Below are 25,071 nucleotides of genomic sequence, written 5' to 3'. Positions count from 1 at the left end.
CTAAACTTGTTCAATTATACCAGACATCGGGCAATTTAGGATATCGACCACCTCAATAAAAATAGCCGACAGATTGAGCTGCCGACCATTTTACGTTGAAATTTAGATTTTAAAACAACCCAGAGATTTTACCCTCATCCGTGATATCCATATCTAAAGCCGCTGGATGCTTTGGTAAGCCTGGCATGGTTAACACATTACCTGTTAATGCCACGATAAACCCGGCGCCCAATTTAGGCACGAATTCACGCACTTTAATCGTAAAGCCGGTCGGTGCGCCCAACAGCTTAGGATTATCACTCAATGAGTATTGCGTTTTTGCCATACAAACTGGCAATTGATCCCAGCCATATTTCGCAAATGACCGCAATTGTCGTTTAGCCTTACCAGAGTATTCGACGTTGGCACCACCGTAAATTTTAGTCACGACGGCATTAACTTTAGCTTCAATCGAGTCACTTGCCGCATACAACGGTTTAAAGTCACTCTTTTGATCAGCTAATTCAACAACTGTTTTGGCTAAATCAGTTGCTCCAGCGCCACCTTGACCCCAGACATCCGCTAAGACTGCTTTCACACCCAAGTTAGCACAATAATCTTTGACTGCCTGGATTTCGTGCTCAGTATCGGCCGTAAATTCATTAATTGCCACAACCACTGGCACACCATATTGTTGCATTGCATGAATATGATGACCCAAGTTGGCGGCACCTTGTTTGAGCGCTTCAACATTTTCAGTTCCTAGGTCAGCCAAAGCCACGCCACCATGCATCTTCAATGCTCGAATCGTGGCCACGATTACGACCGCATTAGGCGCCTGACCAACAGCGGGAACGTTGATATCCATAAACTTCTCGCCACCAAGGTCGGCACCAAAACCAGCTTCAGTGACCGTATAATCGGCCAAGTTCAAGCCAGCCTGTGTCGCTAAAACACTGTTACAGCCGTGTGCAATGTTGGCGAATGGACCACCATGCACCATTGCAGGCGTGTGAGCCAGTGTTTGCACGAGATTAGGCCGCAACGCGTCCTTTAAAAGTAACGCAATGGCGCCACCAACCTTTAAATCCGCCACCGTGACTGGTTGACGATCACGCGTATAACCAATGACGATCCGTTTGATTCGTGTCTTTAAATCAGCAATGTTTTCTGATAGGCACAAAATCGCCATTAATTCACTGGCCACCGTGATATCAAACCCATCTTCACGCGGCACGCCTGACGTTGGCCCACCCAAACCGATCACGATTCGACGTAGGGTCCGATCGTTAATATCCAATGTTCGTTTCCATTGAATCCGACGTTGATCGATTCCTAAAGCATTGCCTTGTTGGATATGGTTATCAATCAATGCGGCCAAGGTATTATTGGCCGCCGTTAAAGCGTGCATGTCGCCGGTAAAATGTAAATTGATGTCTTCCATCGGAATCACTTGAGAGTAGCCACCACCTGTGGCGCCACCTTTCATGCCCATGACTGGTCCTAAAGAAGGTTCCCGCAGCGCGATCATCGTTGATTTGCCAATTTTAGTCAGCGCGTCGCCTAAACCAATCGTCACGGTCGACTTGCCTTCACCAGCCGGCGTCGGATTAATCGACGTCACCAGGATCAGTTTTCGTTTTGTCGTCTTCCGTGGTAATGGTAATTTCAATTTGGCTTTGGCACTACCATATTGATCAATATCTTCCACAGATAAACCAGCTTTTGCCGCAATTTCAGTAATTGGTGCCGGTGTCACTTTTTGTGCGATTTCGATATCTTTCATTCAAAAAAACGCCCCTTTAATTAAGATAGTTTAATTATAACGGTTTTTGCACAAAAAAACGACCAAATCTAAACATTTGTTTTGATTTGGTCGTTAAAGTTCGGTTATTAATTATTTTGTGCTAAATTTATCAATTGATTACGACTTTTCTTCGGCATCAGAAATTGATAATCATTGCCATCGATCCGGACTTGTACCCCACCTTTTACAGCGGTAATCAATTCCAGTTGATCCCGTGGAATGACTAACCAAGAACGATTGAAAACCGTACTGAAAATCATCAAATTTCGATCAATCGTGACCCGACGCAACCCAATCTGCGCCGCACTGACGACGATAAAAATGCCGAAAATTAAGGCTAATGGCCATTTAAACTTTAAGGTTTCCAACCACCAAACAATGCCAACCATTAAGATCAATAATGTCCATGACCAAACAATCAGACTAGAAGCTAGATTTGGTTGATATTTAAAGGTATGCTTAGAATTATTCACAGATTTAAATTCCTTTCACAATGGAGTGAGCTTTAATGCAATTATATACGGATGCCGCTACTGAGCCAACGACGGACCATAGTGCCGCAGGTCTATTACTAATCAATGCCGGTCAGCAGCAACAGTTCAAACAAATTTTACCAGATTGTGATAACCATACCGCGGAATTCTTAGCTGCCATTGCTGGTTTTAAAGAAATCTTAACGCAATTCGGACCAGCACAAACCGTTTTCTTTTACACCGACAGTAAAATCGTTGCCGAAAGTGTTAGCAAAGGTTACAGTAAAAACTTCAATGTCGAATTGCAAACGCTGCTACAACTGCAAGACCAATGTACCGTCGCAATTACCCAGTGGATTCCTGAAAGTCAAAACCGTGGGGCACACGAGTTAGCACAACAAGGGCTACATTTGACACCTTAATCCGCAGGTTCCAAATAAGTCTCAATGGGTCGTTGATATTGGTCCCAACCCGTTTGCTGACCAGTCCGCACATAGTCTGCCAGTAATTTACCAACCATTGGACCGGTTGTCAGACCAGAAGAACCTAACCCACTGGCCACTAAAATATGTGGATTGTCTGGCAATGGTCCAAAAAATGGGGCAAAGTCACGTGTATAAGCACGCGTGCCAACCTTGATCTGGCTAATTTCAGCCTTCGTTAGGCGACTATCCAGCTTAATACCACTCGCGAGTAAATCATCTTCCACTAGTTCGGAAACTTGTAAATCATAACCCATGTCATTTTCATGAGTCGCACCAACGACTAGTTTGCTGCGCGTAAACGGAATAAAGTCACGCTCACCTTCTGGCATCAATACCGGCACGTCATCGCCCCAAGATTCGGGTAATTCTAATTCAATTAATTGGCCTTTTTGTGGTCGAACATCCGCCACGATTCCCATTGGCAATAGTAACGGCTTTAACCAAGCGCCGACCGCCAAGATCAACGTATCATAAGCTTGCTGACCATGCGGGGTCAAGAGTTGTCCCTGATCACCCAAGGTCACTTTGCCCTTATGCCGAACCAGATTGCGTTTTTCAGCGTATTTCAAAAGATTATGAGCAAACTTATCACCATCGACGCGGGCCCCGCCACTAATAAAGACCCCTGGTTCAGGATTGGTGAGCAAGGGAATCCGAGCTTGCACTTCAGCGGCGGTTAATTTTTCAACATCACCGATCTGTGGCGCTTGTTGTCGACGTTCGAGCGCTAAGTCGTACAGCGCATCTAAGTCTGCCTGATTATGGCGCGTCACAATTGTCCCGGCTTGCTGGTAAACTGAATAACCCATCTGCGTGTCCTGAACAATTTCTGGATAAAGGGCCGCACCTGCTTTAGCTAAGCGATACCAACGCTGATTACGCCGCTTTGATAACCACGGTGAAATAATTCCCGCCGAGTTCTTAGTGGCTTGCCCAATTCCTTCATCATAAATTGTGACATTAAGCGTGGGATCGGCACTTAAATAGTAAGCAGTGACCGCGCCAACAATTCCACTACCAATAATCGTTACTTGTTTTTGCATCCTGACACCCTCCACAACCATTCTAAATTCTATTCTAGCATACGCCCATTTGGTTGCGTTGGCGAACTAAAGCGGTTTGACCATTTCTTTAGAAAGTAAAAGCACTCCGGCCAATTTTCTTAGCAGAAGTGTCCCGTTAAACTCAATATTGATAAAATAAAGTGCCATCTAATCTTCACGCAATAACATAAAAGGAATATTCATGTAACTCAATCGTTGAATAACACGATATTTTGATTCTTTATGTTGCACATTTTCCTTAACCATGAATTTTCCATCATGGCTACGAACAAGTCCCTGATCATCCGTGCGCACTAGCAGATAGTCGCCTTTTCGATACTTCTTTTGCAACAGACTACTATCATAAATGTTTCCGTATCGATGGTGAGAACTCATATTAATAAGATCAAAGTTCTGTTTATCGTCAGATCGCGATAGCATGGTCTGATTAGAAATCGGTTGCACATCTGCCAACATTGCATAAGCTTGAAGTGACTTCACTCTCAGATCTAATATAAATAGTCTTGGTGAATGCTTATTCTTAGGTTTCAAAAGATGATCAATCGTTCTAAGATTGCCTCTGCTGACATCGCGACTCGTAAAGTACGACGTTCCATTATTCAAACGACCGTAGTAACCAAGGTTAACAAACATAAGCATCGTAAATGCTGTGGTCAGCGCGATAACTATGGCCAACTTGTTGGCTAATCTTTCTTGTAGATAGTAAAAACCAAAACCAATTAAAATCGCTAATAGCCAATTTACAAAGTTCCAATGATTATAATTGGGGGTAATAACAAACATCAACGGTAAAAATGCAATCAATGAAATAATGATAATATTCTTAAAGTGATACGTATTTTCGTTCAATAAGTCTCTGGGCGTTAAGATACCCAAGATGGCAAGAATTAATAAAAATGGGAAAACAACCCCATACGGCCCAACTGAATTCCACGCTAGACCGTCATTGCCACTGATATAGTTATTTATACCCGTGATAAAATTTAGAAACATTAATTTAAAAAGATGTGGATCTTGGAAATTAATAAATGATGTTCCCCTTAAAATTGGCATTGGCGGATACGAGAACCAAAAGAAATGTCCCGGAGTTGCACGCTTCACAATAAGAAAATTATAGGCAAAAGCAATCAGGGGCATGACACAAGCCAAAATAAGGATGCCATATGAAACAATTACTTTTTCTGACATAACATGTCGTTTCAGGGCATAAATGACCACCAGAATCAGCACAATTGGTATATACAACCAACCAGCCATGTATCCAGCAACAGAAAAAGCAATAAGTAGTGCCGACAACGTATAGCAAGCAATTCGACCGCCACGAGCCTCAAATCGCCAAGCTTGGCACAAAAGGATTAATCCTAATACAAATGTTACGGGGGCAATATTACAATCCAAAATCCACCTTGCAGAAATAAAAATCCATGGTGAACAACTCAGGCTTAACATGAGCCAGAATCCTAGACTCTTTTGCTTTTCTTGATCGTACACAAGCCAAACTAGCATCGCCATTGTCAACAACGTCAGCAGAACCATTGGTAATCTAACCTTGGCAATAGAAAAGCCAATGACTTTTATGAGCGGTAACGCAAAATATGCGTATTCAACAGACTGACCATATCCAAAAATCCCAGCAAAATAGACTGGCCACGACAAGCCATGGATGTCGGTCCCATACTTTACAAGTGAACGTATTTCGTTCATGTAAGTAACCTCATCTATTTCTAAATTCGGCACTGTACCTAACTTGTGTATTAAAGCTATCCCAAAAAAGATGATAATAAGTACACTGAATAATTGAGGGACATTAAATCTCTTTTGCCTCCCAAACCAACTTGTTTTATAATTCATAAACTCCTCCGATGTTCAAAATCAATACACATTCTTAAATAACTTCCGTATTATACTAGACTATCTATTACAATTCAAAAAAGTATTAATTAGATTTTATAAATTTGTGTATTTAGTTATTGATTTCATTACTACATTATGAATAAAAATTCTCTGTCAAATTCACTTTGGAAATAAATACATTTCCAAATGGTTGGGCTTAGCCAATAGTCAAGTGGCTATCATCCTAACAATTGAAAAAAGCACACCAAAAAAGGTTAGTAGCCACTCAGTCACTCTGAATAGCTACTAACCTCTTTGTGTTCATTTCATACTAATTTATTCGAAAACCTTGAATCGATCGGCATCCGCCATGAAATCTTTCTCACCGGCTGGCGCTTCAATAGAACCAAATGGCATTTGGCCCCGTAATCGCCAATTAGCTGGAATATCATACGCTGCAGTAACTTGATCATCAATCAGTGGATTGTAATGTTGCAAATTGGCACCAACACCATTTTCAGCCAAGGCTGTCCAAACACTATATTGGGCATTGCCTTGGGCCTGTTCAGACCAGTCGGCAAAGTTAGCCGCATATAAGGGGAAATCAGCTTCATTTTGTTTAACAACATCAGTATCCGTAAAGTACAAGATCGTCCCATAGGCGGCCTTAAAGCCATTTAACTTGGCAACCGTTTTCTGATAAGCTGCTTCAGTTGGTACTTCCGTTTTTAATCGATCAGCGGTCATATCCCACAATTGGTCATGATATTGGTTGAATAAAATGACGGCACGCGTTGTCTGATTGTTGAAAGCAGATGGCGCATTCTTGATAGCTGCCTCAATCAAAGCCACTAGTTCTGAATTTGTTTGCTTGACCTGCTTGCCTAAAGCGTAAATTGTACGACGTTTCGTTTGTAATTGAATAAATTGTTTTTCCATAAGTAATCGACTCCTGATTTAATTTGATAAACTTAGTATATCACTTACTTTTTGTAAGTAAAGAAATAACTTTAATCCTCCGAAAAATCATCGTGGTTCGTTACCATGAAAAAGTTTTATGACCTAGCGACCCCAACGTACAAAGAACTTAAGAAAATCCCAAGGTTTACAAGTCACCCCATTTTAAGCGATAATTAGTTTTACACTGGAACAAGCGTTACACTATAATTTATTTTAAAGGACTTATGTCTATGTCAATTATCATTTGCACCATTGTCACATTGGTACTCCTAATCACAGGTGCGGGCCTATTTTATCTCAACTGGCAGCATCCGTATCTCGAACCAACGACCGCACCGAAAAAGCGCTCTGCTAAATTCAAGCTTTTTCAACAGGCTCGTCAAACAGTAACCGCCGCTCAGCCAGGGCTCAAACGACTTTTTCTCATGAGTCAAATCAGCTTATGGCTCGGCCTGATTCTGTGGTTAGTTAGCTTTTACTTGTTGGAAACTAAGCTCGACTTGCTCGTTTTTCCAACTCAGCTTTCATGGACGAGCGCCATCTTAGTTGTCCTTGGTGCCGCATTGTTGATGGTCTATCCACTCGTTTGGACTAGTCAAAGCTATCAATACTGGGCCAAGCAGTCCACTGCCAAACAAGCTTTCGTTTTGGCTAGTGGTGAAGCCTTTAAACACTATCGTCGGCGACAAATCTGGGGAACCTTGGCCATTGCCGCTGCTGGCTTGGTCTTATGGGCCACTCGTATTTTAGCCGTTGGCACAGAACCCACTATTTCCATTCAAGACTTAGTGATGGCCCTGGTCGCAGCGATTCCAGTTATCGCATTAGTCGTTGGTCTAGTGCAATTAGCCTATTTACACCAATATCGTTATTTATTGGTCGACAAGCACGAAATTCGCTTCGGTCAACGCCATTATCAAGCGACTAAAGCGTTAGTCAAACATCAGCCCGCTTTAAAGACTAAAGTGATTACTTGGCACACGCTTCGAATCATCGGTTATTTGATGGGGCTCATTGCCATCTGGATCTTATACCGTAATATTATCGCGCCAGCCTTCTCCGTTGATCTGACTGCGGTCTTTCCGGGTGCAATTATGGCTTTAATTGCGCTCTGCTTGGTCGAAATCGTGGGTTTCTGTTGGCCACAACGCAACTATGATTATTTACACAGCTTAAAAACCACTAATCTACCGTTTACGATAGCTGAACCGGATACTTTTGATCGTTTCCGCTATCATCTACGGACTTTCCACGTTGCTGCTGGCATCATTTGGGTTTCCATTTGGCTCGTTATTTTAGGTAGTTATTACTATATTACCTTAATGGCCGCCTACAGCAGTTACAGTTATTAGTTATTGAAGTCACATATTAAAGGGCGTCAGTGCGAATGCACTGGCGCCTTTTTTGAGACCGTTCTTAGTTTTCCACGAGGTTAGTAATGATACTAGCTAATCAATATATCGTCAGCGCCACTTGCATGGACTCGTGTTATATTTGAGCTAAATTGACATCAAGTTCAATCATGTTTGTGAGGCGCAATTAGGCATGTCATCAAATAAACCACAAAATTGGCAAACGATTCAGCAACATGTTGTTGCCAATCTCCGAACTGCTCGTCACCACCTCTATGGTAACGTGGCCGTCTATCTAAGCTTATTTTTAATTGAACATTGGTTTGCAAAATTAGGTCATTCGCAAACCTTACGTGCGGATGCTTTCAATAATCTATCGGGAATCCTATCAACTGGTTTGCTAATGACCGGATTATTCATTGCCACTAAAACGCATGATGACGACTTACTGGGTGCCCCAATATCTCCAGCAGAACAAAAATCATTAGGGCCAAGAATTCAACAATCGCGTTTCCGTTTTGAAACAATTTACACCCTACTGGCCGGCGTAACCATGATTGCTATTGCCGTCGATATTGTGTTCAAAGGGGGCCTCAAGTTAATTCAGCATTCAGATACGCCATTAACCAGTGGTGTCGCTGAAATTGGTGCACTAGTTTCATTCTTACTGCTACTCATCTTGTGGGGCTTCAATCATTTTTGGAGCCGCAAATTGAAGAACGCGGCGCTAATTGCGGCCAGTCGTGATACTTTTACTGATGCCTTAACCAGTCTAGTCACCATTATCACCATCGTCTGCACAACCTTGCTAAAACTCTACTGGCTAGATAGTCTCATCAGTATCGCACTAGGACTTTACATTCTGAATACCGGTTTAAAAATCTTCCGAGAGAGTAGTTTGAATCTAGTCGATTACTTCGATCCCTATCTTGAAGCTCGGTACCAACAACAATTAGAACATCTGCCAGGTGTCCAACAAGTCAACTTTTTAAAGGCTCATTATGATGGTAGCTTAATCATGTTAACCGTCACATTAACGGTACCCCCAACCATGACTGCCTTAGAAATTTATCAGCTCACCCAAGAAATTAACACGGTTATGTGGTCCCAATTTAGCGTCATGCAGACGGACGTTATGACACTACCAGGAAAGCTGACACCCAAACAACCCAACTCAAAACAGAGCTGATATTTGCAAATTAGTCGCTCAAGTGATGCCGGACTTAATGTTGCACCGTGGCAAAACTTCCGGCCCAAATACTTTCATGATGTCGCCGAATTTGACTGGCAGTTAAACCATTAGCCGCATAGGTGGTCGATAGGCCGCTAATGGTTGCCATATAAAACCCACGTGAATGGCCGACTCTGATGGCAGTATCAATGCAATATTCTGTTTGTAGACCACAGACTTCAACATCTTTAACCGCTAAGTGCTGCAACCGCGTTGTCAACCTAGTTTCAAAGAAAGAATCTGAATGGGTCTTTAGTATCACGATATCCGTTGATTGGCGTGCCAAGGCAGCATCTAATTGCCACGCAGTACTCCCGTAACTTAGCTCAGCATCCGTATGTTGCATAAAAATAACCGGTCGTTTAGCCGCATGATAGGCGGCAATACGCCTATTGATCTTTGCCAGAACATCCGCATAATCAAATGTATCACGCAAACCGTTTTGCATATCAATAACCAGCAATACTTCTCCCATGGTTATCATCTCCAGTCGAATTTAATGACTTCTTGCACTAACCAATTAAAATACAATTAATCCTTTGTTGATAACCTATTTCAGTCACGGCCAGTAGATTTAAACCGGGCCTGTAATTTAGCCTCACTTGCCCGCAACAATTCTTCTGGCTCAATTTCATATTGACGACTCATAATTAAAACTTGATCTAAAACATCCGCCAACTCTTCCTTCAGATTAGCCGTGAGTTCTGGGGCCGTCATCTTTGGGTCACCCGGATGGTCACGCCCAATTTCAAACGCTCGAATCGCTCGTGATACTTCACCCACTTCTTCAGTCAAAAAATTCAAGCGAATAAATGGTGAATATTGATACCACTGTCGTTGTTTGTAGAAATGGACTAACCAATCCTGATGCGTTTTTAAATCCATGATATTCCTCCCATTGCCTATTGTGGTGTAGCTTTATAAGTATCCAGTTAGCTTGGTCTGGCACGTGCTTGGCCACAGAGACGGCTAACACTTAGTAGTCATCAACTTTTAAATTTGGCCAGAGCCGCTGCCATTGCTTCCGCCGCATTCGTTGCTGATAAACGGCTAAATGACGTGCATCTTGTCGATAGAATGGTATTGGCCGGCATTGTAGTTGCAACAGCTCACGGGTCCCATGTGGCGCGATTAAGTCGATTTCATCATCAGCCATTAGTCGTGCGCCAATACAGGTTGGAACTTCCACAAATTGTCCAATAGCATCCGCTACCGACCGAAACTCTGGGCCATCATCAAAATCATAATGCGCCATGTAAACTTCATTTTTAACTTGCCACTGATACTGTGGCGCCCATGTCGTTAGCTGGTTAAATAAGACCAAATCATCACTGACCGGTCGATCTGGATCAAAGAAGACGACATCAACATCACTGATCAATGTCACGGATTGCTGGCTTAGCGTTTGCCAAACCGCGTTACGAATACTGCCAGCTGCCAAATAACCTTGTTTAAGTTGCAACCGTCGAATTAAAGTTAATATTTCCCACAATTCTGGCGTGGTTCGCAAAATCTTTTTGATGAAAGCCTCATCAGACATCTATACACCTCATTTATCTCCTTGAATTTATCTCAGCCTTCAATAATTATGGCACAAGCAATTTGTGAGTACAACGCAGATTATGACCATGGTTAGTTCTCAGTGACGTCAAAAACGAGCCTTCCGTTTTTTGGCGGGTTGTCAGACACTGTTCGTCGATAGGATTGGCCCCAATCAAAATTTTCTTTAACAAAAATTTATTAATTGTAGCTACTATATTTAACAGTATCCACTTGGCTTGCCGTTTCGGTTGGTCTGGATTGATGCTGGAACGTGGTGGCCATGTTTGTGAGCCAAAGATCGGTCTCACAAGCCGGGCTTTTCCTAAGCTGGAAATTCACCAGCAAAGGAAAATTTCACCACTGAGCATCATCCAGCCCGCCCTGCACTGTAATTAGTGATACTAATGTTAATTAATCTTTCGTTGATACTGGGTTTATCAATGTTCCCTTAGTTAAGTCACTATTTAGCGTCGGAGTTGACCAACTCGTTTGCCGTGTCGAGACACTTAGCTGGGTGATTCTTCCCAGGTTAGTGTCTGGCCGACTTTTAAGACGTGGTCTCTCGGCTTGAAAGCGCCCTGCAGACCGGCTCTTGGCTGCAGGTCTGCCTCACAGCAAACAAGCTGGTCAGCGGAGACAGGTAATTAGTAAATTATTTTGATAGATATGATGGCTACGATGCACCAGCTTATTTAGATCGTCATGAAACACCAATAAAATCCAGTTCTAATCACTACATAAGCATTTCGGTTGTCTTTTATAATAATTTCTGTCACAGTTATGTTATAAAATAATAAAGTGAGATTATTGCAATGGTTGAAATTCTGCAAAGAAAATTACAAGATGTGCCAATTCTAGAGGTCGTCAATGACGACTTCCGGTATCAAGCGACGCCATTGGTCGTTTTTTATCATGGCTGGCGTTCTGAAAAAGAATTGGTCCTAACCCAGGCACGTAAGCTAGCGCAAAAGAATATTCGGGTCGTATTGCCGGATGCCATGAATCATGGGCAACGGCAACAACCAATCAGCACGTTGCCCTCGTTCACATTCTGGAACAGTATTCAGGGCAATCTAGCCGAGTTTCAGCTGATCATTGAGTTCTATCGGCAGCGACAACTCATCAAAGCCAATCAAATCGGCGTTGGCGGCTATTCAATGGGTGGCATGACAACCGGGGCATTGTTGACTCAACATCCTGAAATCAAGGCGGCCACCATCATTATGGGCACGCCAAATTTAAATGCGTATGCCCAGTTAGTTCGTGAATCGGCAGCGAAACATCAGCTTTACTTGCCAACAGACATGCGCCTACTAACGAGTTGGATCGACCATTACGACCTGGCCTTACATCCAGAAACAATTGCGGGCCGTCCGTTGCTATTTTGGCATGGTACCGATGATGAGCGCATTCCTTATGCCCAGTCGCGTGACTTTTTTGATCGCATCCATCCAGAAACTTATGCGGAGCAAGTGGCGTTCATCACTGGTTATCAGGCCAAACATTTGGTCAAAATTCCACTGATGGAAAAAATCGCAAACTTTTTTGACTATTATTTAACCGAATAACTGTTTTTAGCCTTACACCGTGAATGTCACTCAAGTCAAAAAAATACCAGTCACATCGTCCCAATTTTGGGAATGTGACTGGTATTTTTTAATAGCGATTTTCTGACTAAGCTTCAGGCCGCGCTGGGCGAATCCGTTTACCCCAATACTGGAAGTAATCCGTTCGTAATGCCCCATTATAGAGCTTACGACGCTTCGTGGCTTTCTTACCAAAGTAATCTTCAAATTCGAGATCACTCGTTAAAATATACTTACTCCAGCTAGGCAGCTTAGCATAAACTTGACCCATCTGACGATACAAGATCCGGACCGTATCACGATCACTCAATCGTTCCCCATAAGGTGGGTTGGCAATAATAACCCCGTTAACTTTGTCGGTGGTAAAGTCTTTAACGGCTAATTGCTTGAAGTTGATATCGTGTAAAACACCAGCTTCTTGGGCATTGAGTTTCGCAATATCAATCATCTTGCCATCAATATCGTATCCGCTAATATCCAGCTCAATATCATTATTGATCTTAGATTTAGCCTCATCGCGTAAATCTTGACTTAAACCAGCTGGGACCCAATCCCATTTTTCACAGGCAAACGCCCGTTTAATCCCTGGTGCAATATTACGTGCCAATAAAGCGGCTTCGATTGGAATCGTTCCAGAACCACAAACTGGGTCGACAAATGGATTGTCAGAATACCATTTCGCCAACATGACCAACGCTGCGGCCATGTTTTCTTTGAGGGGCGCGCCCCCTTTTTCTAGCCGGTAGCCACGCTTGAACAAACTGCTACCCGTCGTATCCAAGGTCAACAACACTTTATCTTTATTGATCGCAACTTCCAATGGGAATAAAGCCCCAGTTTCTGGCAGATGCCCATTACGATGATAGGTGGCCGCTAATTGATTCACAATCGCTTTTTTGACAATCGATTGAACGTCAGGAACACTGTGTAATTTGGAATTCCGTGATTTCCCTTCAACTGGAAATTCGGCATCCATTGGTAAGAGCTGATCCCAAGGCAAAGCCAATGTTTTTTCGAATAATTCATCAAACGTATAAGCATTAAACTCACCGACAATGATCTTCACACGATCAGCAGTACGTAACCAAATATTTGTCCGTAAAATATCTTGGATCGTCCCATTAAAACGAACGCGACCATTTTCGACTTGGGTTTGATAGCCGAGATCACGTAATTCACGACCAACGAGTGCTTCCATCCCACTAGCACAGGTTGCTAATAATCTAAATTCTTGCATGTGTTCCTCCTGATTGAGTTTCAGTTATTTTTTCCTTATTGTGATTAAATTATTGATGACTGTCGACCAAATAAACGTTAGCTAACGCAGTCCTTGCACTCTAGTCTAGCATATTTCAAAGTAAGTTAACTGGCCGTATTAAAAAACTAGGGCAAAAGCAAGCTTTTGTCCTAGTTTCCTGTCTAAATGTAAATTCCTGTAGGCCATGTTTTGTACCTAACTAAAGCACAGGCGTCTGTTAGTTAGGCGGCAATCATCTATCTCGAGATCACAAGGATCTCCCCCCACATTTAGTTCATTTACTTATGTGAAGCGCCCCTACCGTAGTTTGGGTTGCCCGCTCGAGGGGTTTACCGCGTTCCAACTTAATCGTTTCCAATTAAGTATCGTCACTGTGGCACTTTTCAGGAATACTCGGGCATAGCTTGCGCCTTAGCCGTTTTTTCCGCCGTAACCGATAAAATCGGTTCCCCAGCTTATTTTTTCACCGAGCACGAACACTACAAGCATCGCAGCTTGTGCGGGCATGGACCTTCCTCAGCCGACTTAAGCCGACCGCGATTACCCAGAATTTACATTGAATCACTGTTATAGACGATGTGATTCATTTTGATTATTATCTAATTGGGCACCAAAGACGTGGCGTTCCAAATTAGACAAACGTTTCAGAATATCCATATTCGTTACCGTACTAGTTGGTTGTGAAGATGGACTGGTTGCACCAACGGCGACTTGCTTAGTTAGCTCATCGACTTTGGACCGCAACCGTTCGTTTTCATCTGAAAGTTGTTGGTTATCTTTAGTAAATGACTCATAGTCCTTAATGACATTATCCAAGAAGCCATCCACGTCAGCAGGATCATAGCCCCGCATCTTTGGTTTGAATTCTTTTTGCAGGATGTCTTTGGGAGTAAAATTACGTTTAGCCATATTTAAAAACACCTCATTGTTATTCGCGCGATACCCAGACGGCATCCGTATTACTTAAAACATTGTAGCAGACTTTATTCAAAATTAAAACCATTATTCTGCTTTTCTGCATACTCATTCGCACTTTCTTGTAACCAATCGAAGTCGATGATCGTCAAAGGATACGGATGCTCCCCATTGAACGACCGAATAATATCATAGTCATACGCTGGTTTTCCGGGGTTATCAGGATCATACACCAAAGCGGCCGCATCTGTATGGGTTAACATGAATTCTTGATAATTTTTTAATTGTTGTGGATTTTCATAAGTTTGTTTACTAACTGACGCATGAAAATCAACATCTGCCAATAACACTTGTAATTTAGCTTGATTGGTTTCGTTCCAACGGCCCCCAAATTCGGCGTATGGTAGCATGATGGCCACTTTTAATTCAGGATAAGTCTTTTTTAAATCGAGCCCGACTTCCGCACACCACTGTTCAACACCCAGCTGACCACCGGTAATGAGCCAATCGACACCGTCTTCAATCTGTTCCGTCAAGTAACTGGTTAGTGCATATTTAATCACTTTTAATTTATCATCTTGGTCACTAAAAACATCTAATTCATAACTTCGATAGCCACTCATCCATAATCGACTCACAGAAAATTCTCCTTTTTCCTATTTATTGCGTCCTCGAAACGTCACAGTTATTTCACATTCGGCTGGTTAATGGTAAAATATGACATTATTAGGAGGTTGATAATGTGACGATTCGTTATCCAAACGGCAAAGCTTATCGCCAACCCTCTCATTCTAAATCAAAGTCCACCAAGTTTGCCAATGTTAACTTCGGTGATCGGGGCATGAGTCTGGAAGCAGAACTCAATAGTAGTAATACCTATTATTTGGAAAATAATATCGCAGTTATTCATAAAAAACCAATCCCGATCCAGATCGTTAAAGTTGATTATCCAAACCGGAGTGCCGCTGTCATTCGTGAAGCCTACTTCAAGCAAGCTTCAACGACTGACTACAACGGGGTTTACCGTGGGAGATACTTAGATTTTGAGGCTAAGGAGACTAAAAGTAAAACCGCGTTTCCACTCAAAAACTTTCATGAACATCAAATCGAACACATGCGTAAATGTTTAGCACAAGATGGGATTTGTTTTGTCATTATTCGTTTTGCAGAGTTGAATCGCTTGTTTTTATTAACAGCGACCGACCTCTTTCATTATTGGGATCATCAAGCAACCGGTGGCCGTAAATCAATTCCACTCACGGACATTGAACAACTGGCAACTGAGTTACACTATCATATTAATCCCCTCATTCCTTATTTGGATGTCATTGATAAAATCATTGAGGGTTAATTATCACCTAGTAAAAGGAGAACATCATGGCAGGTAACAATGATCAAGATTCACGGGTTGCGCGCAATCGCAACCGACAACAGCCACCCAAAAAGCATTGGTTCCGACGAATCATTTTAACCATCGTCGCTCTAATCGTCATCGGCGGCTTGGCTGGTGTTGGCTTATTTTTCTACTACGCGCAGAACTCACCAACCATTTCAGAAAGCAAGCTCAAGAGCGAAAATGCCACGCGGGTCTACGATGCCAATGGCAAGTTAATCGCTAACTTAGGTGCTAGCAATCGCGAATACGTCAAATCAGCAAATATTCCGACCGCGTTGAAAAGTGCCGTGGTCTCAATTGAAGACCGGCGTTTCTATCAACATAAAGGGGTCGATTATTACCGGATCATTGGCGCAGCATTAGGTAACTTGAAAGGTAGCTCACTGGGGATGCAAGGTGGGAGTACCCTAACCATGCAACTCGTTAAACTATCCGTTTTCTCTACCAAAACTTCTGATCGTAACTTGAAAGTCAAAGCACAAGAAGCTTGGCTGGCACTAAATGTTGAAAAACATTTTAGCAAATCGCAAATTCTAGAATACTACATTAACAAAGTCTACATGGGTAACGGAATCTATGGGATGGGCACCGCGGCACATTACTACTACGGTACTTCGCTGAAAAACCTTAATTTGAGTCAATTGGCCTTGCTAGCCGGGATGCCTCAGTCGCCCACCTATTACGATCCAATCCAATATCCAAAATATGCCACGAGCCGACGGAATTTAGTGCTTGAAGCGATGTACGACAATAAAGTGATCACTAAGCAACAGGAAACGGCCGCAGAAAAAGTTAATGTTCAAACCGGCCTCGCCTCCAGCTCAGAACGTGCTAGCATTGTCGCACAACAAAAACATAAAGTTGTTGATGCTTATTTGAAGGAAGTCATCGCTGATTTAACGGCTAAGGGCTATGACTATCAGAACGATGGCTTGAAAGTTTATACCAACTTAAATATGAACGCGCAACAACGACTTTACGATATTGCAAACACCTCACAATATGTCAGTTACCCTAATGATACTGCGGCCAATCGCTTCCAGTTAGGCGTTTCAGTCGTCGACTCGTACACGGGTAAGATTTCGGCAATGGTTGGCGCCCGCAAGAACGGTAATGTGACTTATGGGACGAACCATGCTGTCCAAACAGACCGCTCTAACGCCTCCACCATGAAGCCAATCTTGGATTACGGGCCTGCCATTGAGTATCATAGTTGGCCAACCTACAAGGCAGTTGCGGATACGAGTTATAAGTATCCCGGAACAAATATTACCGTCCATGACTTTGATAACAAGACACTTGGCAACATGACGATGCGCCAAGCCTTAGTCCAATCGCGAAATATTCCAGCGGTCAAGACTTTGCAACAAGTTGGTCGGACTAAAGCCAAGGAATTTGCCAATAACTTAGGCATGAATCTCAAAACGGTCGAATACGCTAATGCCATTGGGGCCAACGTCTCTTCACTGCAAGTTGCGGGAGCCTACGCAGCATTTGCTAACGGTGGAACCTATCACAAGCCTTATTATATTAATAAGATTGTGACCCAAGATAACCGGACGACCAGTTATAGTAGCAACGGCAAGCGTGTGATGAAGAAGTCAACTGCTTATATGATCACCAACATGCTAAAAGATGTCATTAATAGCTCAACCGGGACGGCTACGACCGCTAAAATTAGCGGCGTTTACCAAGCTGGGAAGACTGGGACCGATAATTACCCTAGCAACTTCAAGAGTAAAGTGCCTTCTGATGCCGAGATCGATTCTTGGATGGCCGGCTACACTAAGAATTACTCAGTAGCCGTTTGGACTGGGTTCGATAAGCCTTATTCCGCTAACGGTTACATTAATTCCACGACTTCCAAGATTTCACAGAATATTTACCGTGAAATGATGACTTATCTCCAAGAACACTCACCAAATTCTGATTGGACCAAACCAAGCTCCGTTGGCACAGTCAAAAAGAATGGGATTGAAGAATTGTACGTTGTTGGTCATCTCTTCTCTTCGGCTGAAGCCGCCTCTGGGACAAACTCCTCAGCAGCGTCTACCACGACTAGTCGTGAAGCCAGCAGTTCAGAGTCCAAAAAAGAAGCTTCATCCAGTGAATCTTCTAGTTCTTCGTCCGAATCTTCCAGCTCTGAAGAATCATCTTCAAGTGAAAGTTCGGAATCTTCATCCAGTGCTAGTTCAGAATCGAGCAGTTCAGCTGAAAGCTCCTCTTCAGCTGCCTCTAGCTCGGCTGAACAGCCTGCTGATAATAATCAAAACCAATAAGTCGTTATCGACTAAAGGCCGCTCAAATCGCAATTATTTGCGATTTGAGCGGCCTTTTTCATGTGGACTAAACTATTTTGATTGATCTTCACCAAGTTTAAATAAAGGAATCTTGGGACCCGCGTTAGCGCCGGTCTGGCGTTGCGGCTTAGGTGCAGAATTCAAGCGATTCTCAATACCACGTTGCTTGTCGGCTTCAATTTGGGCCGCTGTGGTTAAATGACGCTTCTGCCAGTTCAACAAAATACGATCCATATAAGTTAAATTATAAACCTGACGTAAGACGGCTTCACGCAAAGCCAATTCAATGATTTCAGGGTCATAATGATTCTCATCAAACCACTTACTAATACTTTCCATTTCCATCGGTGACAACGCCCGACCGAATTCCGTTTCAATCGACTTAAAAACCTTCTGCCGTGAATTTTCGTTGTTTTCAACCACCGTTGCAGTTTCAGTCTTAGGAGTCCGTGTCAGCGCCACGGCTAATTTTTCATATAAGCCATCAAAATTATACCGATCATGAATTTTTTGATCATTAGCGGTGACTGATTCAATTGTCAGGAGCTTCTTGGCAAGCATTTCATGTAAATGTTGAAAAACCGTGTTGCTAGTCTCTCCAAGACTCTCTGCCACCTGATTTGCATCAGGAAAAGTATCCCCTTGGTCCATCAAACGTTTAAATTGCAAATAAACTAGCAATTCCGCATTAGTTAGCCCCAGTTCGCGGTAATGTTCTAGCAAAACATTGGCAATCGTCGTTTGACCACCATTGATAATTGCTTGTGTGAGTTGATCCATAATTACTCCATTTCTAACAATCAAGGGAGTGAGCCAAATTTAGCCCACTCCCTTGGTTGTTCATTACTAGCCTACAGCTTTGGTGCTGGCTGCTGAGCCATTTTAGTTTCAATAAAATCTTTTAGCCGTTGATAAGCCGTACGTAATGAGTCAATATCGGTCGCATAACTGATTCGGATATGTCCAGGTAAGCCAAATGCCTCGCCCGGAACAAGACCAACGTGAGCTTCGTTCAAAACGGCAGTGACGAATGCGGTTGCATCGGCATAGCCGGTTAAACGCAGCGTTTCAGTCACATCTGGGAATAAGTAAAACGCCCCTGCTGGCTTACCACCAGGTAACTTAAAGCCCGGTAACGCCGCAATCAACGGATACAGCTCATTCAAGCGTGCCTCAAAGCCTTGACGCATCGTTTCAACTGAACTTTGATCACCGCTAAATGCTTCAATCGCGGCATATTGTGAAACCGCGGCTGGATTGCTGGCGGCATGTCCCAAAACAATCCCCATCTTAGCCATGATTGGTTGTGGGCCGGCTGCATAGCCGATCCGCCAACCAGTCATTGAATAAGCTTTGGAAACCCCGTTGATCAGGATGACATGATCCATGTTAGCCTGACCTAATTCTAAGACAGACGTAAAGTGATTGCCGTTATACAACAACTTCTCATAGATTTCATCCGCGACGATCAAAATATCGTGTTGTACCGCCCAATTAACGATTGCCGTCAATTCCGCACGGCTAAAAACTAAGCCTGATGGATTTTGTGGTGAATTTAACACCAAGGCTTTCGTTTTAGGCGTACGTTGTGCTTCCAGATCAGCCACCGTAAACCGCAACTGACGATCAGTGCCCACTTCAACTGGCACCCCGCTAGCAAGCTTCACTTGTTCAGAATAACTGACCCAATACGGCACTGGCAAGAGCACTTCATCTTCTGGATTTAAAATCACTTGGAATAGCGTAAACAGCGCCATCTTAGCCCCATCCGTGACCACAATCTGATTAGGTTCAAAATGATAGCCGTGATCCGCCTCGATGCGCCGACTGATTGCTTGTTTCAAGGCCGGTAATCCGGTTGCCGGCGTATAAAAACTGGCTTGACCATTATTAATGCTCTCAATAGCGGCTTGTTTGATATTAGCAGGCGTTTGATAATCTGGCTCGCCGATGCCTAAATTGATCACATCGACTCCGTCAGCAATCATTTGTTTGGCCTGAGCGCTAATCTTTAGCGTTGCGGATGGCTGAATTTGCATAACTTTACGCGATAATTCCATAGCTGACCGAGCTCCTTTACAAATTAAATATTAATAATTGATTTTAATTGGCTACCGTTTGAATATTGTAAAACTTCATAACAGAGCGCCTTTTTCTGATTTAAATAAGTGATTTCCCAGACAACTTCACCATCATACTGGCCCAACGTGGCTTTGATCACCTTGCTAGGATTTTGCTTTGACCAGACCTTTTTCAACGCCTTTGTCCGCGTAATACCAGCGGACTGTTTGACAACGGTTGTTTTGTGATGTTTATTCGTATTGATCAAAGCATAGACTGGGACGTTTTTACTGGAAGTTCCAGTCACGACATAGTAGCTCTCATTGCCATTATATTGGGAAAACGCTGTGGTCGTCTTTAGCTTAGCCTTACTGGTCGCTAAACTATACGCCGTCTTTTGCGCTGTATGCATTGGTCGTTGAGCGACCCACAGGGTTCCATAGGCGATGACGATCAGGGCTAAAACGACTAATAGAATAATCATAATCAATCGTTCTGGTCGCTGTTTGCGTTGCACTCTCATATTCACTCGATCCTTTCAAAAAAGCAATAACCCATTATAGCAAATTCCGGTCATCCCGGAACACTTTCGCTGTCACTTTTGGAAAAACTTTTGTAAAGCAGCCGTAATTTCAGCTACTGACCCTTCCACTGGCGGCATCGCCTTAGGTAGCACCTTTAAAATGGTCTGACCATAGCGTTTGGTGACGAGGCGATCATCTAAAATCACCGCCGCACCAGTATCCTGATCCGTGCGAATCAACCGGCCGATTCCTTGACGCAATTTCAAAGCCGCTTTTGGTAACGCTTCGTTATAGAAAGGATTGACTTTGGCTTGGCGCAATTGTTGGTACCGTGCCTTAGTAGTCGTCTGATCAGGCGATTCGAATGGAATCTGCGTCACAATTAATAATTCCAACTGTTCCTGTGGCAAATCTATGCCTTCCCAGAAACTTGCCGCACCGAGCAAGATGGCATTGTCACCTTGCATGAAACGCCGCAATAACTTTTCACGACTCCCGTTGACACCTTGCGCTAACAGCTCACGATCCGAGCTGAGCCCCGTTTGATGCAAGCTGTAAAAAACTGCCTCAATCAAATTTAAGGAATTAAACAAGATCAACGTCTGTTTGGGTGCGGCAGTGACAATATCATGAATGGCTCGTGTCAGATAAGCGACCCGTTGTTTACCGCTGGGTTCTTCGGCGGCCGTAGCATCCGTGGCAATGAGTAAACGGGCTTGTTTCTCCAAGTCGAACGGTGTCGATAACCGATGATGGACCGTCGTCTTAGGCGCTAAGTCCAACTGGCTATAGACATACTGCGACTTGCCGGTGGCAAATAAGGTGGCCCCGGTAAATAACGGTGCTGTGAAGTATGGATACAATTGTGACTTAAAATAGCCCTTCGTATCGATCAAGCTTCCAGACATCGTCAAGCTTCCACGATCATGCCATTGATTGAGACTGATCCAGAATACGCGTTGTTCGCGCGTTGCTGGCATCAACCAAGTTCGCAATAGATCATAAGCTTGCCGCAGATCTTGCATGCGATTAAAGAAATCATCTAACACATGTTGTTCTGGTGGTAAAATTTCGCCTTGATCATGTTGATACTGTTCATTTAACTGTTGAAATTGTAAGAAACAATTTTCAATCGCCGTTTGCAATTGTCGCACGAGCCCGTTATTTTCCGCGAAAAAGCTCGTCACAGCTTCCGTCGTGATTGAAATCTCAACGGGCTGACTGCCGCCCTTTTGATGTGGCACAAAGGTCCGTGCCAATGCTGCTTGCAATTGTTGAAAATGCAAATCAGTATCATTTAATGAATTATCTAATAATTTCAACCGATAGTCGGCTTGCGGTTGCTCCGCGAACAAGGCACGTAAATTCAAACCGTGTTCTTGATCGATCCGACTCGTCAAGCTATGGCAGGCCGCCATATAAAAGTTAAAGTTAAATCGTTGCCGTGACTCATGTAAGACACCATCTGCTAAATGCTGAGCTTCATCCAAGACGAGCAACGGCTGTTGTTGCCGACTCCCTAACTGGGCCACATGCCGCATCAAATAAGCATGATTCGTAATGATAAATGTGGCTTGGGCCGTCAGCTGGTCTCGAAAACGTAAGAAGTCATCTTTAAAGAATGGGTCATCCGCCTTCAACGAAGCGACCCCGTGATGCGCAATTTCCGTAAAATATGGGGCTTGGTAAGTCGTCAAATGTAATTCGTCCAGGTCACCCGTCGTGGTCGTCGTCAACCAAACCAATACTCGTAACTTTAACAACTGCGTTTGTTTGGAATGCTCATGGAGCGCGAGTCCGCGAGCAAAACGATCCAAGTCAACATAGTGCTGATTTCCCTTGATCACCACTGCAGTCACTGGTTCTGGCAGTAAGGTATTCAACAACTGGACTCCTTGATCCAGCAGTTGGGTTTGCAATACTGTCGTCGCCGTACTGACGATCACTTGGCGATCACCTTGTGCTAAATAAGCCAAAGGTAACAAGTATCCCAGCGTCTTTCCAGTCCCGGTCGGTGCTTCAATCATCAACGGTTCGGACGTGGTAGCCGCTTTCGTGTAATGCCGATAAATTTGATTCATCATCCGGGCTTGCTGTGGCCGATAAGTTAAATCATCACCGAACAGCTGCATTTTCTGCGCCTTGGTCACGGGATAACGTAACTTTTTACGCCCAACTGCTTGTTGTGGCAGCGCCTTTTTGCGCAAAGCCAGCCCATTACGAATCATCAGTTCTTTCGGCAAGCGGCCGGGTTGCTTTTTACCCTGTTGCAGGGCATAAGCAAATAACTCCGCGGTTTCTCGCGGCAACTCCGGCGTCAATTGCACCATTTGCTGCAACGTGATCAAAGGTAAATGAGCCAGGCGTTTTTGGAGAAAAATGAATAAATGCGCCGTGGCAATGGCATCACTATCCGCCGCATGCGGATGATCGTGCTCAATGTTTAATAGTCCACTTAAATCGCGTAGTCGAAAGCTTGGTGCGGTCGGCAGTAAAATCTGACTTAACGAGACCGTATCGACGGCTTGAATCGGTAACTCTGGGTACCCAACCCGCTGCAATTCAGCATTAATAAACGGCAAGTCAAAGTTAACGTTATGTGCAACGAACACGGTTCCCTGCAGTAAGCTATAAATCGTCCCTGCCAAGTCATCAAATGGTGGCGCTTTACGGACACGCGCATTACTGATCCCAGTCAAATTTTCAATAACTGGTGGCACGGTTGTCAGCGGATTAACATCCGCAGCAAAAGTATTAATTATTTTATTGTTTTTAACGAACGCACAGCCAATCTGGATGATACGATCGCCATCCTTAACACTAGTACCGGTGGTCTCAATATCCACAACGGCATAGGTCGTGTTTGGTTTCATGGTTATTGCCCCAAATCAGTGATTAAGATTTAAACGCCCAGCCGCTAAAAACTTTGGGCTGTCGTTTTTTTGATTCGACTTAAATTATAGCATAGCCACCCCAACAATTATGGTCACATGAACGTGATTTCGTTGGTCAAAGGCAGTCCCAATCATTTTAAAAGTAATTGAGTGTCAAAACTAGCAGTCATTGTCACCTTGCAACCGAGTTCATTGCTAACCACGCTGGATTTTTTAGCACGCCAGCTAATCTTTCATATTTTTGCCACTAATATTTTATCATTCTCTAATATATCACAGCACCCAAAGCTTGCCTAGCCAAGTGACACTAAAACCCAGGCCGCTGCGTCAACCCTGATTGACGTCATGAGTTAGTAAGTTTTGTTTAATCTTTTGTGATTCTGTGACCCACATCGCTTCATATATGGTCAAAACGGGAATTATACGGTATTATTATCCTATTATTAATCCATTTAGAAAGGCAGCGACACGATTGAAAAATCTAGCTACCGGCACTAGTCATGCCAAAATTATTCTAATTGGCGAGCATGGCGTGGTTTATGGTCAACCCGCAATTGCGCTCCCAATTTCAACGATCCAAATGCAAGCCGTCATTCATCAGCAGACGACCGCACAAACGGTTAAAAGCCGTTACTTTAATGGTGATTTTCAGTCGATGAGTGCTAATTTAGGCGGGATTCAAGCACTGATTAAAACACTATTATTACGCTTTGATGCGCCTGATCAAGGCTTTGACATCCATATTACTAGTGATATTCCGTCAGAACGTGGGATGGGCTCATCAGCAGCGGCGGCCGTAGCGGTCACACGGGCTTTTTATGATTTCTTTGAACGACCATTACCACAACAAGTATTGCTTAAAACCGCTAATATCGCTGAAAGTTATACGCACGGTCAACCGAGTGGCTTAGACGTGGCCACGGCCAGTGCGACAGCTCCAGTTTGGTTTATCAAAGGACGCGAAAATTACCCAATTCCAGTCAAATTGCCAGGCTACTTAGTCATCGCAGATACCGGCATCAAGAGCCAGACCAAAGTTGCGGTTGCAACCGTTCGTAACCTATTGATGGTCGAAGGTGAGACCATTCAAACACGCATCGACGACTTAGGCCGCCTGACTCGCCAAACACGAACCGCACTCGCAACGGGAAACTTAGCGGCGCTTGCGACAGCGATCAACGCTGCACAAGATGATCTGCGGTCACTCGGCGTCAGTCATCCCGCATTAGAGCAACTATTAGCCGTGGCCCGCCAAAATGGGGCCGTTGCAGCGAAGCTGACGGGTAGTGGTCAAGGCGGCTGCATGTTAGCTGTCGTTCCAGAGGCCGAGATCGCCAACACCCTGTCACAAAAACTATCGGCAGCTGGTGCAACGGCCACCTGGGTCGAGCCTTTGTTGCCAACCGATTAA

At 43.7% G+C, this 25,071-nt stretch carries 22 protein-coding genes and 1 other RNA gene; 7 read left to right on the top strand and 16 right to left on the bottom strand.

Translation table 11 applies throughout. The features are described 5' to 3' along the window. Positions 1 to 109 precede the first annotated feature (109 nt). Both RA086_RS06845 and RA086_RS06840 read right to left on the bottom strand, forming a co-directional pair. On the bottom strand, positions 110 to 1,765 hold the full coding sequence (locus RA086_RS06845) for a formate--tetrahydrofolate ligase (protein ID WP_308703095.1): 1,656 nt from the start codon (positions 1,763 to 1,765) through the stop codon (positions 110 to 112). A gap of 107 nt (positions 1,766 to 1,872) precedes the next feature. Continuing rightward, positions 1,873 to 2,259: an EbsA family protein gene (locus tag RA086_RS06840; protein ID WP_308703094.1), complete on the bottom strand. Its 387-nt coding sequence runs from the start codon at positions 2,257 to 2,259 to the stop codon at positions 1,873 to 1,875. Between the two features lie 35 nt (positions 2,260 to 2,294). Here RA086_RS06840 and RA086_RS06835 point away from each other — a divergent pair, with 35 nt between their 5' ends. Further along, positions 2,295 to 2,681 carry an RNase H family protein gene (locus RA086_RS06835; protein ID WP_308703093.1) on the top strand — a complete coding sequence of 129 codons (387 nt, stop codon included), beginning with the start codon at positions 2,295 to 2,297 and terminating at the stop codon, positions 2,679 to 2,681. Here the strand turns inward: RA086_RS06835 and RA086_RS06830 are convergent. The 3 genes from RA086_RS06830 to RA086_RS06820 form a co-directional block, all read right to left on the bottom strand. After that, a complete protein-coding gene (locus tag RA086_RS06830; RefSeq protein ID WP_308703092.1) occupies positions 2,678 to 3,787 on the bottom strand; it encodes an NAD(P)/FAD-dependent oxidoreductase in 1,110 nt (369 codons plus the stop codon). The two genes, RA086_RS06835 and RA086_RS06830, sit on opposite strands and share 4 nt — an antisense overlap. Before the next feature lie 168 nt (positions 3,788 to 3,955). Continuing rightward, complete coding sequence (locus RA086_RS06825; protein WP_308703091.1) at positions 3,956 to 5,659, bottom strand: hypothetical protein; 1,704 nt, start codon at positions 5,657 to 5,659, stop codon at positions 3,956 to 3,958. A 318-nt stretch (positions 5,660 to 5,977) separates the two neighbouring features. After that, a complete protein-coding gene (locus RA086_RS06820; RefSeq protein ID WP_308703090.1) occupies positions 5,978 to 6,580 on the bottom strand; it encodes a nitroreductase family protein in 603 nt (200 codons plus the stop codon). A 251-nt stretch (positions 6,581 to 6,831) separates the two neighbouring features. Between RA086_RS06820 and RA086_RS06815 the strand changes: the two genes are divergently transcribed. Together RA086_RS06815 and RA086_RS06810 are read left to right on the top strand one after the other, a co-directional pair. Beyond that, entirely contained in the window at positions 6,832 to 7,953 is a 1,122-nt protein-coding gene (locus RA086_RS06815; RefSeq protein ID WP_308703089.1) for a hypothetical protein, read from the top strand. Positions 7,954 to 8,146: 193 nt separating this feature from the next. Further along, a complete protein-coding gene (locus tag RA086_RS06810) occupies positions 8,147 to 9,142 on the top strand; it encodes a cation diffusion facilitator family transporter (protein ID WP_308703088.1) in 996 nt (331 codons plus the stop codon). Positions 9,143 to 9,176: 34 nt separating this feature from the next. On the opposite strand, the gene RA086_RS06805 is transcribed toward RA086_RS06810, so the two are convergent. The 3 genes from RA086_RS06805 to RA086_RS06795 all read right to left on the bottom strand — a co-directional run bounded on the left by RA086_RS06805 (position 9,177) and on the right by RA086_RS06795 (position 10,724). Next, complete coding sequence (locus RA086_RS06805) at positions 9,177 to 9,659, bottom strand: isochorismatase family protein (protein ID WP_308703087.1); 483 nt, start codon at positions 9,657 to 9,659, stop codon at positions 9,177 to 9,179. An 80-nt stretch (positions 9,660 to 9,739) separates the two neighbouring features. Further along, the gene (locus RA086_RS06800; protein WP_308703086.1) at positions 9,740 to 10,069 is read right to left on the bottom strand and encodes a MazG-like family protein; all 330 of its coding nucleotides are present in this window, start codon (positions 10,067 to 10,069) and stop codon (positions 9,740 to 9,742) included. A 91-nt stretch (positions 10,070 to 10,160) separates the two neighbouring features. Next, positions 10,161 to 10,724, bottom strand: a complete 564-nt coding sequence (locus RA086_RS06795) for a nucleotidyltransferase family protein (RefSeq protein WP_308703085.1) — start codon at positions 10,722 to 10,724, stop codon at positions 10,161 to 10,163. An 814-nt stretch (positions 10,725 to 11,538) separates the two neighbouring features. Here RA086_RS06795 and RA086_RS06790 point away from each other — a divergent pair. Next, on the top strand, positions 11,539 to 12,294 hold the full coding sequence (locus tag RA086_RS06790) for an alpha/beta fold hydrolase (RefSeq protein WP_308703084.1): 756 nt from the start codon (positions 11,539 to 11,541) through the stop codon (positions 12,292 to 12,294). A 106-nt stretch (positions 12,295 to 12,400) separates the two neighbouring features. Here RA086_RS06790 and RA086_RS06785 read toward each other — a convergent pair whose 3' ends face one another. From RA086_RS06785 to RA086_RS06770, 4 genes are all read right to left on the bottom strand, one after another. Beyond that, complete coding sequence (locus RA086_RS06785; RefSeq protein WP_308703083.1) at positions 12,401 to 13,549, bottom strand: THUMP domain-containing class I SAM-dependent RNA methyltransferase; 1,149 nt, start codon at positions 13,547 to 13,549, stop codon at positions 12,401 to 12,403. A 194-nt stretch (positions 13,550 to 13,743) separates the two neighbouring features. Then, positions 13,744 to 14,122: RNase P RNA component class B (rnpB, locus tag RA086_RS06780), an RNA gene on the bottom strand. A 15-nt stretch (positions 14,123 to 14,137) separates the two neighbouring features. After that, the gene (gene gpsB / locus RA086_RS06775) at positions 14,138 to 14,479 is read right to left on the bottom strand and encodes a cell division regulator GpsB (protein ID WP_308703082.1); all 342 of its coding nucleotides are present in this window, start codon (positions 14,477 to 14,479) and stop codon (positions 14,138 to 14,140) included. 74 nt (positions 14,480 to 14,553) lie between these two features. Continuing rightward, positions 14,554 to 15,123, bottom strand: a complete 570-nt coding sequence (locus RA086_RS06770; protein WP_308703081.1) for a DUF1273 domain-containing protein — start codon at positions 15,121 to 15,123, stop codon at positions 14,554 to 14,556. A gap of 104 nt (positions 15,124 to 15,227) precedes the next feature. Here RA086_RS06770 and recU point away from each other — a divergent pair, with 104 nt between their 5' ends. Together recU and RA086_RS06760 are read left to right on the top strand one after the other, a co-directional pair. Then, complete coding sequence (recU, locus tag RA086_RS06765) at positions 15,228 to 15,836, top strand: Holliday junction resolvase RecU (protein ID WP_308703080.1); 609 nt, start codon at positions 15,228 to 15,230, stop codon at positions 15,834 to 15,836. Between the two features lie 26 nt (positions 15,837 to 15,862). Continuing rightward, the gene (locus RA086_RS06760; RefSeq protein WP_308703079.1) at positions 15,863 to 18,160 is read left to right on the top strand and encodes a transglycosylase domain-containing protein; all 2,298 of its coding nucleotides are present in this window, start codon (positions 15,863 to 15,865) and stop codon (positions 18,158 to 18,160) included. 72 nt (positions 18,161 to 18,232) lie between these two features. Here the strand turns inward: RA086_RS06760 and RA086_RS06755 are convergent, their stop codons facing one another. From RA086_RS06755 to RA086_RS06740, 4 genes are all read right to left on the bottom strand, one after another. Then, positions 18,233 to 18,961: a DnaD domain-containing protein gene (locus tag RA086_RS06755; RefSeq protein WP_308703078.1), complete on the bottom strand. Its 729-nt coding sequence runs from the start codon at positions 18,959 to 18,961 to the stop codon at positions 18,233 to 18,235. A gap of 71 nt (positions 18,962 to 19,032) precedes the next feature. Then, positions 19,033 to 20,241: a pyridoxal phosphate-dependent aminotransferase gene (locus tag RA086_RS06750; protein ID WP_308703077.1), complete on the bottom strand. Its 1,209-nt coding sequence runs from the start codon at positions 20,239 to 20,241 to the stop codon at positions 19,033 to 19,035. Between the two features lie 23 nt (positions 20,242 to 20,264). Next, positions 20,265 to 20,765, bottom strand: coding sequence for a cell wall elongation regulator TseB-like domain-containing protein (locus tag RA086_RS06745; protein WP_308703076.1), 501 nt, complete (start codon positions 20,763 to 20,765; stop codon positions 20,265 to 20,267). A gap of 72 nt (positions 20,766 to 20,837) precedes the next feature. Continuing rightward, positions 20,838 to 23,639, bottom strand: coding sequence for a helicase C-terminal domain-containing protein (locus tag RA086_RS06740; RefSeq protein WP_308703075.1), 2,802 nt, complete (start codon positions 23,637 to 23,639; stop codon positions 20,838 to 20,840). 493 nt (positions 23,640 to 24,132) lie between these two features. On the opposite strand from RA086_RS06740, the gene mvk reads away from it, so the two are divergent. Next, a complete protein-coding gene (gene mvk, locus RA086_RS06735; RefSeq protein WP_308703074.1) occupies positions 24,133 to 25,071 on the top strand; it encodes a mevalonate kinase in 939 nt (312 codons plus the stop codon).

Source organism: Lactiplantibacillus brownii, assembly GCF_031085375.1.
Taxonomy (GTDB): domain Bacteria; phylum Bacillota; class Bacilli; order Lactobacillales; family Lactobacillaceae; genus Lactiplantibacillus; species Lactiplantibacillus brownii.
The sequence above is the reverse complement of the archived record's forward strand: the minus strand, read 5'-3'. Positions and strand labels throughout refer to the sequence as shown.

Coding starts and splice junctions, on each gene's coding strand:
- RA086_RS06845 (WP_308703095.1), bottom strand. CDS start 1,765: ATGAAAGATATCGAAATCGCACAAAAAGTGACACCGGCACCAATTACT.
- RA086_RS06835 (WP_308703093.1), top strand. CDS start 2,295: ATGCAATTATATACGGATGCCGCTACTGAGCCAACGACGGACCATAGT.
- RA086_RS06830 (WP_308703092.1), bottom strand. CDS start 3,787: ATGCAAAAACAAGTAACGATTATTGGTAGTGGAATTGTTGGCGCGGTC.
- RA086_RS06825 (WP_308703091.1), bottom strand. CDS start 5,659: ATGAATTATAAAACAAGTTGGTTTGGGAGGCAAAAGAGATTTAATGTC.
- RA086_RS06820 (WP_308703090.1), bottom strand. CDS start 6,580: ATGGAAAAACAATTTATTCAATTACAAACGAAACGTCGTACAATTTAC.
- RA086_RS06815 (WP_308703089.1), top strand. CDS start 6,832: ATGTCAATTATCATTTGCACCATTGTCACATTGGTACTCCTAATCACA.
- RA086_RS06810 (WP_308703088.1), top strand. CDS start 8,147: ATGTCATCAAATAAACCACAAAATTGGCAAACGATTCAGCAACATGTT.
- RA086_RS06805 (WP_308703087.1), bottom strand. CDS start 9,659: ATGGGAGAAGTATTGCTGGTTATTGATATGCAAAACGGTTTGCGTGAT.
- RA086_RS06800 (WP_308703086.1), bottom strand. CDS start 10,069: ATGGATTTAAAAACGCATCAGGATTGGTTAGTCCATTTCTACAAACAA.
- RA086_RS06795 (WP_308703085.1), bottom strand. CDS start 10,724: ATGTCTGATGAGGCTTTCATCAAAAAGATTTTGCGAACCACGCCAGAA.
- RA086_RS06790 (WP_308703084.1), top strand. CDS start 11,539: ATGGTTGAAATTCTGCAAAGAAAATTACAAGATGTGCCAATTCTAGAG.
- RA086_RS06785 (WP_308703083.1), bottom strand. CDS start 13,549: ATGCAAGAATTTAGATTATTAGCAACCTGTGCTAGTGGGATGGAAGCA.
- gpsB (WP_308703082.1), bottom strand. CDS start 14,479: ATGGCTAAACGTAATTTTACTCCCAAAGACATCCTGCAAAAAGAATTC.
- RA086_RS06760 (WP_308703079.1), top strand. CDS start 15,863: ATGGCAGGTAACAATGATCAAGATTCACGGGTTGCGCGCAATCGCAAC.
- RA086_RS06755 (WP_308703078.1), bottom strand. CDS start 18,961: ATGGATCAACTCACACAAGCAATTATCAATGGTGGTCAAACGACGATT.
- RA086_RS06750 (WP_308703077.1), bottom strand. CDS start 20,241: ATGGAATTATCGCGTAAAGTTATGCAAATTCAGCCATCCGCAACGCTA.
- RA086_RS06745 (WP_308703076.1), bottom strand. CDS start 20,765: ATGAGAGTGCAACGCAAACAGCGACCAGAACGATTGATTATGATTATT.
- RA086_RS06740 (WP_308703075.1), bottom strand. CDS start 23,639: ATGAAACCAAACACGACCTATGCCGTTGTGGATATTGAGACCACCGGT.